This is a genomic window from Enterococcus asini ATCC 700915 (genome assembly GCF_000407365.1).
Lineage (GTDB): Bacteria > Bacillota > Bacilli > Lactobacillales > Enterococcaceae > Enterococcus_C > Enterococcus_C asini.
This window is the reverse complement of record NZ_ASVU01000001.1, coordinates 1065175-1081114: the sequence shown is the minus strand read 5'-3', so window position 1 is coordinate 1081114 and position 15940 is coordinate 1065175. Positions and strand designations below refer to the sequence as shown.

The window sequence follows — 15940 nt, the reverse complement described above, 5'->3', positions numbered from 1 at the left end:
CAAAATTACGGACTTGGCTTTTTTCTAACGAGCTAGCACACAGCGATTGACACTGTCGTTAATACAGGTTTGCAAACTAATGCGTTCTCCCCCGGCATAAAGCATCCGCGGGAAGACATCATCACTTGGATCATTGGTATTGTAGCCGTCATCGGTGACATCAATGACTTCATAGACGGTATAGGTCCGCTCATTGCCGCTGCCGTCTACTACCGTAATGGCAGAGCCCACGGAGAGGCCCATGACGCCGGCAAAATCGCCAGGATTATGACCGATAAAATGCGTTGGTGCACCATCTGAAACATTGCCATTGCCCATCCAAGCTCCGGCGCCACTACTAGGTGCGGCACTAGCACCACCGTATTGGATAAAGGGCACGGTACTTCCGGCAAAGCGCAAGACGGAGGTTTCCCTAGGAGCGACAGTGGATGCATCTGGGGTTGATGCGTCTTGACTAGCTGCTGTTTCTTGGCTACTTTCAGTCACTTCAAGATTTGCTGTCGTGCTTTCGCTGGATGTCTCGGCGGACGCTTCAGAACTTTTGGTTGCCGTATTTTCCGTTGTTGTGCTTTCAGCCGGCGATTCTACTGCTTTTTCGGCTGCGGATTCCTCGGTTTTCACTTCGGCTACCGGCGGGGTTGCTTTTGATTCTGTGGCAACGAGTTTTGCTTCTGGCGCCTTAACTGTCACCAGCACTTCTTTTTTGGTGGTGTTGCCCGAGGTATCACTGGCTTGCAGTTGGACTTTTTGTTCTCCCACTTGATTGGGATCAAAGCCGCTGACTTTTAAGGCCTCCGCTCCAATGGTGGTCGCCAATTGATCAGTCACGGTTACTTTATCTACTGGAAAAGCCGTTCCTTGGGTTACGGTCAAGGTCGCCGGACTAGTGATAACCGGGGGCATTGTGTCCCGGACATTCACCGTCACCGTGCGTTGAATTTTTTGATTATAAGGCAATTGAAGCGTGATTTGAGCGGAATAAATTCCCGGCTCCAGATTGTCCATTGCGTCCTCATTGGAGAGTGTCACGTCCAATACTTTGCCCACTTCTTTCGCCTGAGTCAATTTGAGTAATTGAGCTTCAGAAAACTTGTCATTTTCGCTGTTATCAATGAGTAGATTGGAAACGAACTTTTGGTCGACTTCCGCTTCTACATTAAGATAGGAATACAAATTATAAAAACCAACTACGACTAGCACTAGCGCCACAACAGCCACAACTTTTGAAAAGACTTCTTTGCGTTTCATTCTATCGCTCCTCTTTTTTCTAAGGGTAGCTTAAGCTTACCTGCCGTATCCTCTAATTTCTAGAATTCTGTTTGGAAATTTGAATACAAATCTCACACAACCCGCTTCCAATCAAGGTTATATCCACTTTTCTCATAAATTTCCAGATTTGCGAACTTTCGAAAATTCATAAAAAAAACTAGTAAGCTTTGCAACTGTCTTGACAGTTAGATGAAAATACCAGAAAATCATTGAAAACTTTCAATAACTAAAAAAAGCAACCCACCCCCAGATAACAGGGGCGGTTTGCTTGAAGGATTATTTGCCTTTCCTTTTCTTAATCTTTTGCAGTCTGTTTCTTTATTTTTTCGGGTGCAATCAAGTGTTCTATCTTCAAAAAAGCTTGGTATAATGAAAATAGACAAACAAGGGGGGCTTTCGTATGCGCTATGAGAAGATCATGCTTTCCAAGAATCAACTGGACTATTACCAGCTTTTCGAAAAGATCACCAAATTACCAAAGCGCGACTATTCCCTACGACAGCTCGCCCATCTAACCGGCTTCAGCTATGCCAAGGTAAAATACACCTTAGAGCGGATTGCCGAGATTGTTCAACTGATTGATCCGGAGCAAGCGGCTCTTTTTCGCCAAGGCAAGAACTTGGCCGTGGAGCAAATCACCATTTCCTTAAACACGTTTCGAGGAGTTTTGTTAAAAGAACACTCCATTCCTTTTCAATTTTTGCTCTGGCTGGTAAAAGAAGAAAGCCATGAAGTAGCCGATTTTCTCACGGAGAATTTCATTAGCTTTTCCACGTTAAGTCGCAATATTCGCGAGCTGCAAAACTACTTGAAGCATTACGGCATCCAGCTCAGCTTGGCTAGCTGCACATTGGTTTCCAATGATGAACTGCTTTTACGCCAGTCTTTTGCTCTACCTTTTTTGGATGGGCACGCAAGGGGATCCCGCACTTTTAGCCCCCTATACCATCGACGAAAGCCTCTTGCCGAAGCTTTTGGCCTATGTCCCGCCGGAGCATCGCTATGTCAGTGAAAAGCTCTACCGCCTGAAGCTGATCATTCAGTATTTTCGTTTAAAAGGGAAGCACTACCATTTGGAGACACATCGGGTGCAGCGTTTACTGGAAGACAATCCCTTGTATGATCTGAGTCTCTGCCAACATAATCCTTTGATTCCTAAAAAATTCATTGCCAAGGAAAGCGGTGGCCTCTTAATGAGTAGCCTGATCAGCCCTGGCTTCACCACAGAAAGCGCGCTAGTGGAAAAGCATCAGCTAGTCCTAGCAAAAAAACTCCCCACACTCAATGAACTGGTGGAGGCTTTCTTGGTCTATTTCGAAAGTCAAATCTTCAAAAAGTCCATTGCACCTAAAAAACGCCAAGTGCTTCAGCTAAATTTGCTTCAAGCCGGCGCGGGCATCTGGGCCTTTCAAGGCAGTTTCCCCAATCTTCATTATTTTCTCGTACAGGAAAATCGCCTGAATCCCGCCAGCGTCCACTATGAAGAAGAAATCCGCCATTTCTTTCGTTCCACCAAGGACAGCAAATTTTTGCAATACCGAGAGTATTTTCCCACCTTTGAAAAAAGCTTTGGGCATATTTTAAAAGCCACCTACATGGAAGAGATGCTTTGGACGAAGCTGCGAGTGGACATCGCCATCGAGCCCAATTGTATTTTACAAGAAAAACTCCAGCTCGTAATCGGAGCGATTTATTTTGTGCATTATGAACCATTTCTTCCGGAACAAGCGGATCAGTACGACTTGGTGATTACTTCCATGGCGACCTTTCCCCAAGACTTCCCAGATGTTCCTTACCTACTGTGGAATATCGTGACGCCTGACGAAGAATTGCCTTATTTGTTTTACACCTTGCGCGATTTGTACTACTTGCGCAATGAACGTTTGCACTTTATGTAAGGGGCCGGACGACTTGTCCTTTCTTCTCAGTTTGCTATAATAGAAGCAGTTTTTACAGAAAAGAGGATGTTTTACGTGCCCAAACTACCCAACCGTCCCCCTGCTTCGGTACTCTTAATGGCCTTTATCACTACGGGTTTTGTCATCTTAATCTTATCGGTATTCGGAGCCGCACTTTTGAATCTCTTCGGGGCGGGATATGCTACCCGGGGCAGCCTGATTGCTTTTGTTTTTTTGGCTCTCGTGCTCAATTTACCCTTTGCGCCTTTATCCACCGCTTTGGAAAGACGCTACCAACGTTCCAAGCGTCCTAGTGACAAGCTGTGGTTTTTCTTAGTGGATACCGGACTTAGCACGCTAATTATGATGCTGGTGGCACTCTTTGACCCCACCGTGCGGATTCCTTTTTTCGCCGCTTTACTCACCAGCTTGATTTTTTCCTTATTGGAATTGCTGCTAAATGATTTACAACCAAAAGTTCGCCATTAAATAGCGATTCTAAAAGGCCGAACCCATTTGAGGTTCGGCTTTTTTTGATATCTCCCAGCTAGTGCTTCTAGTTTCCTAAACTTGCCGGGTTTGCTACTATAGAAGAGAAGAGCGAAACACAAAGCGGTGGCAAAAGGAGGGGTTTTTGTGGATGAATATCACTTACACGTAGGGGAAATGGCCTTACGCTTATTGCTAGCGGTAGTCATGGGGGGCGCCGTGGGCTATGAGCGGGAATTTAAGAAGCGGCCTGCGGGGATGAAGACTCATATTCTCGTGTGTATCGGTGCGGCTTTAATCGCCATGATTCAACAAGAAATCACCTGGTCCTCTATCACCTTTGCCATGGACAATCCCAAAATGATCGGGGTTTTAAGCGCGGACAATGCCCGCTTGATTGCCCAAATCGTCAGCGGTATCGGGTTTCTCGGGGCCGGCACCATTATCGTGAACAAGGATTCCGTCACCGGTTTGACCACTGCCGCTTCCCTGTGGGCGATTGCCGCCGTGGGAATTGCCACGGGCATGGGCTTTTACGCCTTGGCACTAACCAGTTGGGTCTGCGTGTTGGCGGCTTTGACCTTTGTCAGTCACTTGATGCCGTTGCCTCGTACCCGGCGCCTTTTAGTGGAATTGGAAAACTGGGACGCTTCCAATGACTTTATCCAAGAATACTTAGACGAGCACAAGATTAAAGTGGAGGATATGGACTTTGAAATCAAGCGCCTGCCCCACGAAACCTTCCGCACGTATTCCGTCATCTACACATTGACCGTGCCCCGGGGAATGTCGGAAAAAAATCTCCTGCTGTCCTTATCCAGCAACCCCCATATTTTAAAAATTCGTTTGATCAATTAAAAAAGCCCTGAAGTCCGGCTATTTCCAGACTTCAGAGCTTTTTTGTTTAACGAGCTTACATCAAGCTCTTGTAGATGGCGATGATTTCTTCCACAGAAGCATCCCGTGGATTTCCTGGTGTGCAGACATCTCGGAAGGCATCTTCCGCGATTTGAGCCAAGTCCGCTTCTTTCACACCTAATTCAGAGATAGTCGCTGGAATGCCCACTTCTTTGCTCAAGGCATCGATGGCAGCACAAGCAGCATCCCGCACTTCTGCCAAGTCCATGGTGTCCGCATTAGCTACCCCTAAGACTTTTGCGATATCCCGGTATTTTTCCCCGGTGAAATCTTTGTTGAATTTCATTACAGTTGGCAACAAGGTAGCACAAGCAACCCCATGAGGAATGTTGTACCAAGCGGACAGTGGATGCGCCATACCGTGAACCAAACCTAGACCCACGTTAGAGAAGCCCATGCCGGCAATGTATTGGGCCAAAGCCATATCTTCCCGACCTTTGGCATCGCCAGCCACAGAGCTTGGTAAGCTGCGGCCAATGATTTCAATGGCTTTAATGTGCAACATGTCGGTCATTTCCCAAGCGCCTTTGGTAATGTACCCTTCGATTGCGTGGGTCATGGCGTCCATTCCGGTTGCGGCACACAACGCTTTTGGCATGCCCATCATCATATCGGAATCGATAAAGGCTACCACTGGGATATCGTGAGGATCTACACAAACAAATTTACGGTTGTTGGCTTTGTCGGTGATAACATAGTTAATCGTAACTTCTGCGGCAGTCCCGGAAGTTGTCGGCACAGCTAAGATTGGCAAGCAAGGGTTCTTGGTTTCCGCTACCCCTTCAAGGCTTACCACATCGGCGAATTCTGGGTTGGTGATAATGATGCCAATCGCTTTTGCCGTATCGATTGGGGAGCCACCACCGATGGCGATGATCGCATCTGCCCCAGCGTTTTTCACAAATTCCACGCCTTCTTGTACGTTTTCAATAGTTGGATTAGGCACGATGCCATCGTAAACGACATAGTCGATACCTGCTACATCTAACAAGTCGGTTACTTTGGTTGCTACTTCAAATTTAATCAAGTCTTTATCGGTAATCACAGCCGCTTTTTTGAAGCCCCGTGCTTTGAATTCTACTGGGACGTTTTCGATTGCGCCTTTCCCGTGATAAGATGTTTCGTTTAGGATCATTCGATTTGCCATTTTGTATTTCCTCCTTTAGTTATTGTGATAAGTATCACATGATAATTTAAAAGAAAACTCGGTCTCAAAATGCTGTTTGATTGCGAGTTTCAGTACCCTTAGATTGTGCAAGTGAGCCTTGAGGGCCAGTACCTCAAGGCTTTTCTTGCTTTGGGTGTTGCTTATAGTTCGAAGACTTTGACTAAGTCTTGGGCCACTGGTGAATTATCTGGATTGGTTTCCATGATGTCCGCCATAAAGTCCCACCATTTTTGGTTGATTGCCGTGGTCGCCGTTTCGCTCCACCGCTCTTCGTCTTCAATCTCCAAGAAACCAAACAAGTAATTGGTTTCCGGATCAAGGAAGATGCGGTAGCTAATGGCTCCATGGTCTTTTAGCATCTGTTGCATTTCCGGCCAAAGTTCGTCATGACGCTTTTGGTATTCCGCCGCATAACCTGGATAGATTTGCATGCGAACTGCTTTTTGAATCATTCAAACTCCTCCTTGCTTACGCTCTCGGTGCTAAGTAGCCTTCCCGAGGAGTCAAGCCGAATGCGTCGGCCAAGCGCCACAAATCAGCATCGGAAATCGTTTGTTTCACGCCACCTTGGGCACAAACATAGGTGTAGACTTGAGCCGCTTTTTCAGCGGTTTCGATCAAGCCAAAGACTTCATCCATGTCTTTGCCGGCACCGTAAACACCGTGTTGTGGCCACATTACCAAGCGGGTTTCTTTCATCTTCGCTGCAGTTGCTTCCCCGATTTCGTTAGTTCCAGGTACCATCCAAGGCAAGAGAGAAACACCTTCTGGGAAGACGACCAAACATTCGGTACACATTTGCCACAACGTCCGCGTGAAGGCTTTTTCATCCATTTCATGGGTGAAAGTCATTGCCAACAAATGGCTGGCATGGTTGTGCATGATGATGCGGTTTTCAGGATCAACTTCTAGACGCGCGATATGGCTCATGAAGTGAGATGGCAATTCGCTAGTTGGCACTGCATCGTTTTCCAAGCCCCACAATAAGTCCAAAGATTTGCCGTTTGCCGCAACCCGCACGATGCCCAAGTTTTCTGCTGGTGCATTAATCACATTTTTAAAGTATTTGCCAGAACCGGTTACGATAAAGTAACGGCCAGCTAATTTAGAAGCATCAAAAATCATGGGAATTTCCCGAATCACTTTATCCAAGTCAAGGAAAGGTTTTACATCTTCTTCATCCAATAAGTAAGAGATGTTGCCGCCGTTGCGTTCATCCCAACCTAAACGGTAAAGGTTTGCGGTAGTATTCATCATTTCTTGTACAAAAGGTGCTGCCAAAATGTCGATTTTTTTCACGAGTGTAACTTCCCTTCTTTTTGACGAAAGCCCAAGGGCCCGACACAAGGTCAGGCCAAGGCGTTCATTAACGGTTTGCTAAAACTTCTTTTTCGTATGCTTGAACTTCGGTTAACCAATCCAACCCAACAGGTACGTTGTTTTGTTCGCAGAAGTAGTTCCAAATATCCGCATAAGGGAAGTCTTTCAATTCTTCTGTAATGGCCAAACGAGAAGTGAAGTCGAAGTTCAATTCCATTTTTTGCAATTCTTTGGTTGGCTCCAACATGGCTTTCAACAAAGCTTTTTGCGTGTTGCGGGTACCGATCACCCAAGCGGCGATTCGGTTAATCGTTGCGTCAAAGAAGTCTAGGCCGATATTGGTGCGTTCCATCAAGTCGTTTCGGACCAATTCTTTGGCGATGTCTTGCAATTCATCGTCCATGATTACCACGTGATCAGAGTCCCAACGTACAGGACGAGAAACATGGAGCATGACACCTTTAGAGAACAAAGCCAAGGAAGACAATTTATTAGAGATGACTTCGGTTGGATGGAAGTGGCCTGCATCAAGACAAACTAGCTTGTTGCGAGTCAAACCATAGCCCATGTAGAATTCGTGAGAACCTACTGTGTAAGCTTCTGCACCCAGACCAAAGAGTTTGCTTTCCACTGCATCTTGAGTGAAGTCTTCGCTGTATTCCACGGAGAAGATTTCATCCAAAGATTCCATCAAACGTTTTCTTGGTTGGTAGCGATCGATTGGGTTGTCTTTCATGCCATCTGGTACCCAGAAGTTGTCGATGCAGACTTGTCCGGTTTCTTCTCCCATATAAGCGGCGATTTTACGAGCCCGTTTACCGTGTTCGATCCAGTATTCCCGTACGGCTTTGTCTGGGTGAGACAAGGTCATGCCGTCTTTCATCATCGGATGAGAGAAGAATGTTGGGTTAAAATCTAGGCCTAAGCCTTGTTCTTTCGCCCATTCTACCCATTTGGCAAAGTGTTTTGGTTCGATTTCGTTTAAGTCTACGTTTTCGTCTGTATCCAAGTAAATGGCGTGCAAGTTTAATTTGTGTTTACCTGGAATCAAAGAGTAGGCTTTTTCTAAGTCTTGGCGCAATTGCTCAGGAGTATGAGCCGCCCCGGGATAGTTTCCTGTCGCCATGATCCCACCAGTTAATTCGCCTTCTGGGGTCAAGAAGCCTTTTACGTCATCCCCTTGCCAGCAGTGCATGGAGATTTTTACATCTTGCAAAGCTTTCAAGGCAGCATCGGTATCCACACCGATGGCATCGTATTTTGCTTTTGCTTCTTCGTAACGTTTTGTTACATCCGTCATTTCGAGATCCTCTTTTCTTTAAAGGTTTTTCTTTGTGCTTATTCGGAGATAAATTTCAATTGATTGTCTAGACAAGTTCCTTTATCATGCCAGATTTTAGGAACAATTCTTAAGATTTCCGATTACACCCCAAGAATATCCTGATAGCCTTTACAAAGCAATGCTAGAATGTTACTCTTTCAGTATCAAAATTACAGGTGAGACTATGTTAAAAGAACAAATTATCCAGCACTTTTCCCCCGTGGACGACTGGGAGGAAAAACAATGCCAAACCGGCCGTTTTATCGAAGAATTCGCAGAAGAACGGGAATTAGGCCAGCCCCGCTTTAAAATCCAGAACCACCTTTTCCATGAAAACCACCCTATCGTGATTCGCAAGCATCGCCGCTTTGCTCCTTATCCTTTGCATTCCCATCATTTTTTGGAGTTTAACTACATGTTGCAAGGAACCTCTAAGCAGGTGGTCAATGGCAAGGAAATCACCTTGAAAGAAAATCAATTGCTCCTTTTGGATACCGATTCCCAGCATGAGTTAGCGGCTTTAGGGGAAGCAGACTTGTTGTTGAACTTCCTTTTTCGTACCAAGGATTTGAAGCTGTCTTCTTTAAAGCGCACAGATGCCGAAAGCGCCGGGATGACCTACGACTTTATTATGAACGCCATCTTAGGGCCGAATTACCATGAAAACTACTTGATTTTGGATTTGACGAAAGAAGTGGAAGCCCGCATGACCTTAGAGCAGATGATCAGTGAATCAATCAACGCTCGGCGACTGGGCCAAGAAATTACCGAGAGCCTGTCCCAAGTATTATTTTTACAACTTTCCCGCATCTACCAAAGCCAAGTGGCGGCGATTTACAAAGACGCCACCCAAGACGACGTAATGGTCAAAATTCTACAAAGAATCGAGGAATCTTCTGCCACGTTGACCTTGAATCAGCTAGCCAAGGATATCGGCTACAATCGCAACTATTTGTCTAATTTAATCAAAAAACGTACCCAGTCCACCTTTAAAGAATTGGTGACCAAGGAACGCTTAAAAAATGCCCAGCAACTACTGATTGCCACCACCCTGCCCATTGAAGAAATCAGCCAGTACACCGGTTTTTCCAGTAAGACTCAGTTTTACAAGAAATTCCGCGAACAATACGGGCAAACTCCAAAAGAACTTCGAGACCAAGCCCAGTAGTCAACTAGCTCAGTAAGTCAGAACAAGCAAAAACCCGATCACCAAATTTTGGCGACCGGGTTTTTTTACTTTCCAAAAAAAACTTCTGTTTAGCGCACAACTAGGACATTGCAAGGGGCATGATTGACTACATAAGCTGTCGTGGAACCGACTAAGGATTGGGTAATGGCGCCCTTCCCTGTGGCACCAATCACCAATAAGTCCACAGCATTATCCGCTGCGTATTTCACGATGATTTGTTTCGGATTTCCCACTTCCACAAAGGCCTGTACCTCACCGACTCCCGCTTCCGTAGCTGCTTGAATTTTTTTCAGCATTTCCGTCTCTGCCCGTTCCTTCTCCTGAGCGAATAATTTGGAAAAAGAAAAGGCACTGGTGGCTAACTCTGCGTCGTTGACAATGGCAATTAAGGTCAGACTCGCTTGATTACTACTAGCGATGCGCACGGCTTCGTCAAAAGCTTTCTCCGCCAAACGAGAACCATCAAACGCGACCAAAATCCGATTATAGGCGTCATTCATGTAAATCCCTCCTTTTCTTAAGCATACCACATTCCTAGTAATTCTTGGAGTAATCGCTTTCTACTATTATTCCAACCAATCTCACAGTAAATCCCGCCGCAAGATATCATCTGCTATAGGCGACAAGTATTTCGGTGCAATGTCCAAAACTGTCATGGCTCCCGTGTGTCCTTCTTGGGCCAAGCGCACGCAAGCTCTAGCATAAGCCACTAGGACACTGGCGGTAAATTCTGGATTACTGGCCAATGCCAGATTGTACTCGATAACCTGTTGCGTATCCGTTCCAGTTGTCCCTGTGCGCAAAACCTTGCCGCCATGGGGCATGGCTTTGTGTTCTTTGTCCAATTCTCTTTGGGAGATGAAATTAACCTCGGTATCGTACTCTGCAAAATAATTGGGCATGGTGACGATGGCTTCTTTTACCGCCGCCGCATCCCCGTTCTCTTCCAATACCACAAAGCATTGGCGAAAGTGTTTGTCCCGGGTAGTTACGTTCATTTTCTGACCAGCCTTAAGCGCTTCGATCACTTCTTCATTGGGAATCGTGTATTGAGTCGCATCCGCCACCCCGGGAATCCGCCGCAATGCATCGGAGTGTCCTTGGCTCACCCCTTCCCCCCAAAAGGTATACGTCTCTCCTTCTGGCAAGATGCTTTGGGCGTACAAGCGATTCAAGCTAAACAACCCTGGGTCCCAGCCAGTGGAAATCACTGCCAAAGTTTGATTGGCTTTGCCCACTTGGTTCACCCGTTCAAAATGCTCAGGAATCTTCGCATGAGTATCAAAACTATCCACCGTGTTGAAATCCTTCGTTAATGCCGGAGTTTGTTCCGGTAAATCCGTGGCCGACCCGCCACATAAAATACAGACATCAATCTCCGCTTTTTTCCCTACCAAGTCCTCCATGGCATACGCCTGAGCCCCTTGAGTGGTCACTGTATCCGGTGCCCGTCTCGTAAATACGCCAACCAAGCTCATATCTGGATTTTGTTTCAAGGCCAGCTCCACGCCCCGGCCTAAATTGCCATAGCCCACAATCGCTACTCGAATCATTCCCATCACTCCTTTTCAAAAATTATACTATAGCTCGCTTAAAAAGAGCAGAAAATAATTGAAAAGTCAGACAATTTCTGTTATTAAAAAAGCCGGAGCACAAGGCCCCGACTCGAAAAATCAATGATGTTTGTAGCTTGCGTAGTAAAAACCAGAGACGAAAATCGCTCCCCCGATGATATTGCCTAAGTAAACAAAGACAAAATTACAGAGAAATTCCATCCAAGTGCCTTGGCCTTCAAAAATCGCTGCGGGAATCACAAAACAGTTTGCCACACTATGCTGAAAACCAATGGCCACAAAGACCATTACTGGAAACCAAATCCCCATAATCTTACCGGCACCATCTTTGGCCCCGTAGCACAACCACAAACCTAGGCCGACAAACCAGTTACAACCAATCCCTGAAAAAATCGCTTGTAACCAAGTAGCTTCCGTCTTGTGATGGGCCAAGCTTAACAATTGATCCAAGTAGACGCCACTGTGGGTCAACCCCACCAAGTGACCAAAGAAATACGCAACAAACAACGCGCCTACTAAGTTTGCGAAGGTGATGGTCAAGAAATTGATCAACAAATCTTTAAAGCTGATTTTCTTATCCATAAAGGCGATGCTGACCGCCATCATATTGCCGGTAATCAACTCCCCACCGGCCATTAAAATCACAATCAAACCGATTGGAAAAACACTGGCTCCCACAAAAGCTTGAACACTGGCTAATGAAGCCGGAATGGAGGCGGAAACCCGAATATAGGCTAAGTAGCCTAAAGAAATCATCGCACCACCGATAAACCCTAAAATCAATTTTGCTAATAATGGCTTTTGAATCTTTTTGATGCCATTGTCGATACTAATATCAACAATTTCTGCAGGTGAAAACATATCATTGCTCCTCTCTAAAATAACACGTTACCTACTTTACGGATTTTTTAGAAAAATGCAACCACATTTGTTACAAAAGGCACAAAATTCTTTGATTTTTCTTCCCATAAATCTTTTAGCTCAACAAAAAAGAAGCCCTCGCTGAAGGCTTCCTCAAATCCTTACGATAGTTGCTCCGTACTCTTTTCAGCATGAAACAAATTGTAATACACCACTACTGGCACAACACAGGCGATGGCATACATCATCACCAAGGACAGCATGCCCCGGCTAGTAGTCAAATTAACCCCAGTAGGATCATAGACGATATTGAAAAGCATGTCGATTACTTGCCAGCCAATGAGAACCAAATAAGGCCATTTGGTCGGAATTTCATCGGCCGCCATTTTTTTATGTGCCAGAAAATAGCTGACGACTAAACAAACAGATAAGGCCAAACCCAGGATAAACATGACTTTTACTGGTAGGGTATTCGCATGTTGGAACATCTTGTCAGCATCCATACCGGCTTTCTCAAAAGTATCGTAAGCCGAGCGTTGGGGATTTAATGTTGAGGACAAAGCCGCCGCATTCATTAAAATCGTAAAGGCGGTCAGGAGCATCAAGACGATATTCCAAGTTTTGGCTCTTTTCAAGTATTTTTCTCGTTCGATCATAAGTTCACTCCTTGCTTTGGTATCCTTTTATTCTACCTATCTTTGGCTGGCCTTGTCTAGGGGCAAAGGGAAAATCTTTCCCTCCTTTTTCTTGCAAATTTTTCGTGCTTCCGTTATCCTAGGTTCATGCCTTATGCGGTCGTGGCGGAATTGGCAGACGCGCTAGCTTCAGGCGCTAGTGGTAGCAATACCGTGGAAGTTCGAGTCTTCTCGGCCGCATCGATAATACGTTAAAGAGTGATCTTACGAGGTCGCTCTTTTTTATTTCCACATAAAAAGAGTCGGACAATCTAGGTACTCTCGCTGAAAGCCAGCGGAGAATATCCAAAGATTGTCCGACTCATTTTTTACCTGAAGGGAGGGTTACAAACTTTCCCCATTGGTTTCAATCACTTTTTGATACCAGTAGAAGGAATCTTTCTTACTGCGATTCCCACTACCTTGCAAGTAATCGTCTAAATCCACGTAAATCATGCCGTAGCGTTTTTTCATTTCCCCGGTGCCGGCAGAGACCAAGTCGATAAAGCCCCAAGGCGTGTACCCCATGAGGTCCACCCCGTCATAAGCTACCGCATCTTTCATGGCCTGTACATGGGCCTTTAAGTACTCAATGCGATAAGGGTCGTGAATTGCGCCCTCGGCTGTCACCTCGTCCACTGCGCCGAAGCCATTTTCCACGATGAACAATGGCAATTCGTAGCGGTCGGCAAACCAGTTTAAAGCATAGCGCAAGCCGGTGGGGTCGATTTGCCAACCCCAGTCGGAAGCTTTCACGTAAGGATTTTTTACCAAATCGTGGGCTTCGTCGTAATCATACAAAGGCCCATTGTCCTGACCTTTAATGGCAAAGGACATATAGTAACTAAAGCCGATGTAATCCACCGTGCCTTCCCGCAAGTCCATTAAGTCCTCTTGGGTAATGTCTAGCTTGATTTCCTTACGAGCAAAGTAGGTGTTCATGTAATTTGGATAATGCCCTTTGCAGTGCACATCGGCAAACCAGTAGCGTCGGTGCATAGCTACGGTGGCCCCCATCATGTCTTCTGGATTGCAAGAATAAGGATAGATTGGCACCATGGCAATCATACAGCCGATTTTTGCATCGGGATCGACTTGATGGCACAAGGTCACCGCTTTAGCGGACGCCACCAATTCGTAGTGGGCTGCTTGATACATAATGGCTTCCCGGTCTTCACCGGGTTCAAATTTCAGACCAGAGTTGGTAAACGGTGCAAAATCTTCTTGGTAATTGGCTTGGTTATTGATTTCGTTAAAGGTCATCCAGTATTTCACGACGCCCTTGTAGCGATTGAAGCAAACCCGAGCGAAGCGCAGGAAGAAGTCGATCATCTTGCGGTTGCGCCAGCCTCCGTATTCCGTTACCAAATGATAAGGCATTTCAAAGTGAGACAAAGTGATTACTAGCTCAATGCCTTTTGCTTGGCAAGCGGCAAATAGATCATCGTAAAACTTCAACCCTTCTTCATTTGGCTCCAGTTCGTCTCCTTTAGGAAAAATCCGACTCCAAGCAATCGAGGTCCGGAAACAATTAATGCCTAATTCCGCAAAAAGCGCCACGTCTTCTGGGTAACGATGATAAAAATCAATCGCTTCATGATTCGGGTAATGATACCCCGGCTGCACACCTGGGGTTATTTGACGGGGCTCATTATGGGCGCCTTTGGTCATGATGTCTGCCACACTGACTCCTTTGCCCCCTGCTTGCCAACCGCCTTCTAATTGATGGGCGGCAACTGCGCCGCCCCATAAAAAATCTTCACGTAAGACACTCATCGCTATTCCCATCCTTTTTTTGCAAATTTCCGACTAGCAAAAGCCTTATTCTGCTTCTAGTGCTTCCGCTGCTTCGGCTGGTGTCTTGCCGGTTTCTTCCAAGTAGTTCAATTGGTCCGCTTTACGGATAAATGGCAAGTAAAGCAAGAAGCCAATGCCGAGAACTACGGCTTGTAGTAAAGCTGTGCGCCAGCCCCCGACTAAGAAACCAGAAATGATTGGTGGTGTGGTCCAAGGTACTTGAACTGCGGTAAAGAGTGGCACTAAGCCGGTGTACAGTGCAAAGTATGTCACAATAGCAGAAACCACTGGTGTTAAGATAAATGGCAATGCCATAATCGGGTTCATCACGATTGGAGTAGCAAAGATAATTGGTTCATTGATATTGAAGAGTGCTGGCACTAAAGACAACCGTCCTAATTGTTTGTATTGTGCCGAACGAGCTAGTAAAACCATGTAAATTACGATCCCAATGGTCATCCCCGCACCTGTTACTGTAGTAAATTGGTCCATGAATTGTTGGGTAACGATGTGTCCGCCATTGGCTACAGTTAATTCTTTCCCAGCATTCAAGATTTCGGTGTTTTCCAAAGAGTTGGCTTGCAAAATTGGTCCCATGATCCCGCCGACGATAGTCGAACCGTGAACCCCGAAGAACCACAAGAATGGTACCAAGAAACCAATCATAATCGCGCCACCAAGGGAGTCTGTTACCCCTTGCATTGGGCTTTGAATCACTTTGTAAATCCATTCCACCACAGTGGTGTTCAACAATGCATCAAACAAAGCATAGATGACTAAGGAAACTACGATAATCACTGCTGCTGGAATCAAGGCAGTAAAGGAGTTCGCCACGTTGGCTGGCACTTGTTCTGGTAATTTAATGCGGATATCCCGACGTAAGAACCAAACATATGCCCAACCTACAAACAAACCAACTAAAATAGCGGCGATCATCCCTTGGCCCCCGGTCCAAGTTTTGTTGATTACGTTGCCAATGGTCACCCCGGCTTCAGCATCAGTTACGGTAGAGCGTTGTGTCAAAAGGAAGACTACCAAGGCAATCATCCCCGCAGGTAACCCTTCATACCCGTCGTCTTTTACGTAAGAATAGGCAATCCCCATTACCGCAAAAATCGCCATAATCGCAAAGGATGCGCCGAACGCTTCATTGAAGTAGCCTGCTAAACCGCTGTCATTGACCCAGTTGCTGACGTCTTCAATTGGGAAGTTTGCCAATAAGAGGAAGATGGACCCGACAATGGTAAAAGGCATGGTGTAAAGCATCCCATTACGCAAGGCGGTAATGGCTTTGGTATTCACAAATTTCAATACCGGTGGTAATAGTTTTTCATTAATCCACTGATTCATGTTTTTTCTCTCCTTTGTAATCCGTAATAATAGCAAAAACGAAAAATTGCTGATTTGGTCGGCCGAACCAATTTGTACTTTCATCATAACTTGTAACCGGTATCAATGATAG

At 45.7% G+C, this 15940-nt stretch carries 16 protein-coding genes and 1 tRNA gene; 6 read left to right on the top strand and 11 right to left on the bottom strand.

Features of this window, described 5'->3' with window-relative positions:
* Positions 1-24: 24 nt before the first annotated feature.
* On the bottom strand, positions 25-1248 hold the full coding sequence (locus I579_RS12500; RefSeq protein WP_010754629.1) for a sortase family protein: 1224 nt from the start codon (positions 1246-1248) through the stop codon (positions 25-27).
* Between the two features lie 421 nt (positions 1249-1669).
* Between I579_RS12500 and I579_RS05315 the strand changes: the two genes are divergently transcribed.
* From I579_RS05315 to I579_RS05300, 4 genes are all read left to right on the top strand, one after another.
* Positions 1670-2281, top strand: a complete 612-nt coding sequence (locus tag I579_RS05315; RefSeq protein WP_010754630.1) for a helix-turn-helix domain-containing protein — start codon at positions 1670-1672, stop codon at positions 2279-2281.
* A complete protein-coding gene (locus I579_RS05310) occupies positions 2175-3167 on the top strand; it encodes a hypothetical protein (RefSeq protein WP_169337953.1) in 993 nt (330 codons plus the stop codon). The genes I579_RS05315 and I579_RS05310 overlap by 107 nt, the downstream gene beginning before the upstream one ends.
* Before the next feature lie 75 nt (positions 3168-3242).
* Entirely contained in the window at positions 3243-3656 is a 414-nt protein-coding gene (locus tag I579_RS05305) for a YrvL family regulatory protein (protein WP_010754632.1), read from the top strand.
* A 147-nt stretch (positions 3657-3803) separates the two neighbouring features.
* Positions 3804-4514 (top strand): MgtC/SapB family protein, encoded by a 711-nt coding sequence (locus I579_RS05300; RefSeq protein WP_010754633.1) that lies wholly within the window; start codon positions 3804-3806, stop codon positions 4512-4514.
* Between the two features lie 55 nt (positions 4515-4569).
* Here the strand turns inward: I579_RS05300 and fucO are convergent, their stop codons facing one another.
* The 4 genes from fucO to rhaA form a co-directional block, all read right to left on the bottom strand.
* Positions 4570-5721 (bottom strand): lactaldehyde reductase, encoded by a 1152-nt coding sequence (fucO, locus tag I579_RS05295; RefSeq protein ID WP_010754634.1) that lies wholly within the window; start codon positions 5719-5721, stop codon positions 4570-4572.
* 161 nt (positions 5722-5882) lie between these two features.
* Entirely contained in the window at positions 5883-6194 is a 312-nt protein-coding gene (rhaM, locus tag I579_RS05290) for an L-rhamnose mutarotase (RefSeq protein ID WP_010754635.1), read from the bottom strand.
* A gap of 16 nt (positions 6195-6210) precedes the next feature.
* Positions 6211-7041, bottom strand: coding sequence for a rhamnulose-1-phosphate aldolase (gene rhaD / locus I579_RS05285; protein ID WP_010754636.1), 831 nt, complete (start codon positions 7039-7041; stop codon positions 6211-6213).
* 67 nt (positions 7042-7108) lie between these two features.
* Positions 7109-8362: an L-rhamnose isomerase gene (rhaA, locus tag I579_RS05280; protein WP_010754637.1), complete on the bottom strand. Its 1254-nt coding sequence runs from the start codon at positions 8360-8362 to the stop codon at positions 7109-7111.
* Positions 8363-8567: 205 nt separating this feature from the next.
* Here rhaA and I579_RS05275 point away from each other — a divergent pair, with 205 nt between their 5' ends.
* Complete coding sequence (locus I579_RS05275) at positions 8568-9551, top strand: AraC family transcriptional regulator (protein WP_010754638.1); 984 nt, start codon at positions 8568-8570, stop codon at positions 9549-9551.
* Between the two features lie 89 nt (positions 9552-9640).
* Here the strand turns inward: I579_RS05275 and I579_RS05270 are convergent, their stop codons facing one another.
* The 4 genes from I579_RS05270 to I579_RS05255 form a co-directional block, all read right to left on the bottom strand.
* Positions 9641-10072, bottom strand: a complete 432-nt coding sequence (locus I579_RS05270; RefSeq protein WP_010754639.1) for a universal stress protein — start codon at positions 10070-10072, stop codon at positions 9641-9643.
* Between the two features lie 81 nt (positions 10073-10153).
* A complete protein-coding gene (locus I579_RS05265) occupies positions 10154-11125 on the bottom strand; it encodes a diaminopimelate dehydrogenase (protein WP_010754640.1) in 972 nt (323 codons plus the stop codon).
* 120 nt (positions 11126-11245) lie between these two features.
* Positions 11246-12007 carry a formate/nitrite transporter family protein gene (locus I579_RS05260; RefSeq protein ID WP_010754641.1) on the bottom strand — a complete coding sequence of 254 codons (762 nt, stop codon included), beginning with the start codon at positions 12005-12007 and terminating at the stop codon, positions 11246-11248.
* Positions 12008-12168: 161 nt separating this feature from the next.
* Positions 12169-12663 (bottom strand): hypothetical protein, encoded by a 495-nt coding sequence (locus tag I579_RS05255; RefSeq protein WP_010754642.1) that lies wholly within the window; start codon positions 12661-12663, stop codon positions 12169-12171.
* Positions 12664-12798: 135 nt separating this feature from the next.
* Between I579_RS05255 and I579_RS05250 the strand changes: the two genes are divergently transcribed.
* Positions 12799-12882: transfer RNA gene (locus I579_RS05250), tRNA-Leu, on the top strand.
* A gap of 144 nt (positions 12883-13026) precedes the next feature.
* Here I579_RS05250 and I579_RS05245 read toward each other — a convergent pair.
* The gene (locus I579_RS05245; protein ID WP_010754643.1) at positions 13027-14457 is read right to left on the bottom strand and encodes a 6-phospho-beta-glucosidase; all 1431 of its coding nucleotides are present in this window, start codon (positions 14455-14457) and stop codon (positions 13027-13029) included.
* Between the two features lie 45 nt (positions 14458-14502).
* Positions 14503-15828, bottom strand: a complete 1326-nt coding sequence (locus I579_RS05240; protein WP_010754644.1) for a PTS sugar transporter subunit IIC — start codon at positions 15826-15828, stop codon at positions 14503-14505.
* Between the last annotated feature and the right edge of the window lie 112 nt (positions 15829-15940).

Bases quoted from the DNA above. Each gene is read 5' to 3' on its own strand.
- I579_RS05255 (WP_010754642.1), bottom strand. From the start codon at position 12,663: ATGATCGAACGAGAAAAATACTTGAAAAGAGCCAAAACTTGGAATATC.
- rhaM (WP_010754635.1), bottom strand. From the start codon at position 6,194: ATGATTCAAAAAGCAGTTCGCATGCAAATCTATCCAGGTTATGCGGCG.
- I579_RS05270 (WP_010754639.1), bottom strand. From the start codon at position 10,072: ATGAATGACGCCTATAATCGGATTTTGGTCGCGTTTGATGGTTCTCGT.
- fucO (WP_010754634.1), bottom strand. From the start codon at position 5,721: ATGGCAAATCGAATGATCCTAAACGAAACATCTTATCACGGGAAAGGC.
- I579_RS05315 (WP_010754630.1), top strand. From the start codon at position 1,670: ATGCGCTATGAGAAGATCATGCTTTCCAAGAATCAACTGGACTATTAC.
- I579_RS05275 (WP_010754638.1), top strand. From the start codon at position 8,568: ATGTTAAAAGAACAAATTATCCAGCACTTTTCCCCCGTGGACGACTGG.
- I579_RS05240 (WP_010754644.1), bottom strand. From the start codon at position 15,828: ATGAATCAGTGGATTAATGAAAAACTATTACCACCGGTATTGAAATTT.
- I579_RS05245 (WP_010754643.1), bottom strand. From the start codon at position 14,457: ATGAGTGTCTTACGTGAAGATTTTTTATGGGGCGGCGCAGTTGCCGCC.
- I579_RS05265 (WP_010754640.1), bottom strand. From the start codon at position 11,125: ATGATTCGAGTAGCGATTGTGGGCTATGGCAATTTAGGCCGGGGCGTG.
- rhaA (WP_010754637.1), bottom strand. From the start codon at position 8,362: ATGACGGATGTAACAAAACGTTACGAAGAAGCAAAAGCAAAATACGAT.
- I579_RS05310 (WP_169337953.1), top strand. From the start codon at position 2,175: ATGGGCACGCAAGGGGATCCCGCACTTTTAGCCCCCTATACCATCGAC.
- I579_RS05260 (WP_010754641.1), bottom strand. From the start codon at position 12,007: ATGTTTTCACCTGCAGAAATTGTTGATATTAGTATCGACAATGGCATC.
- I579_RS12500 (WP_010754629.1), bottom strand. From the start codon at position 1,248: ATGAAACGCAAAGAAGTCTTTTCAAAAGTTGTGGCTGTTGTGGCGCTA.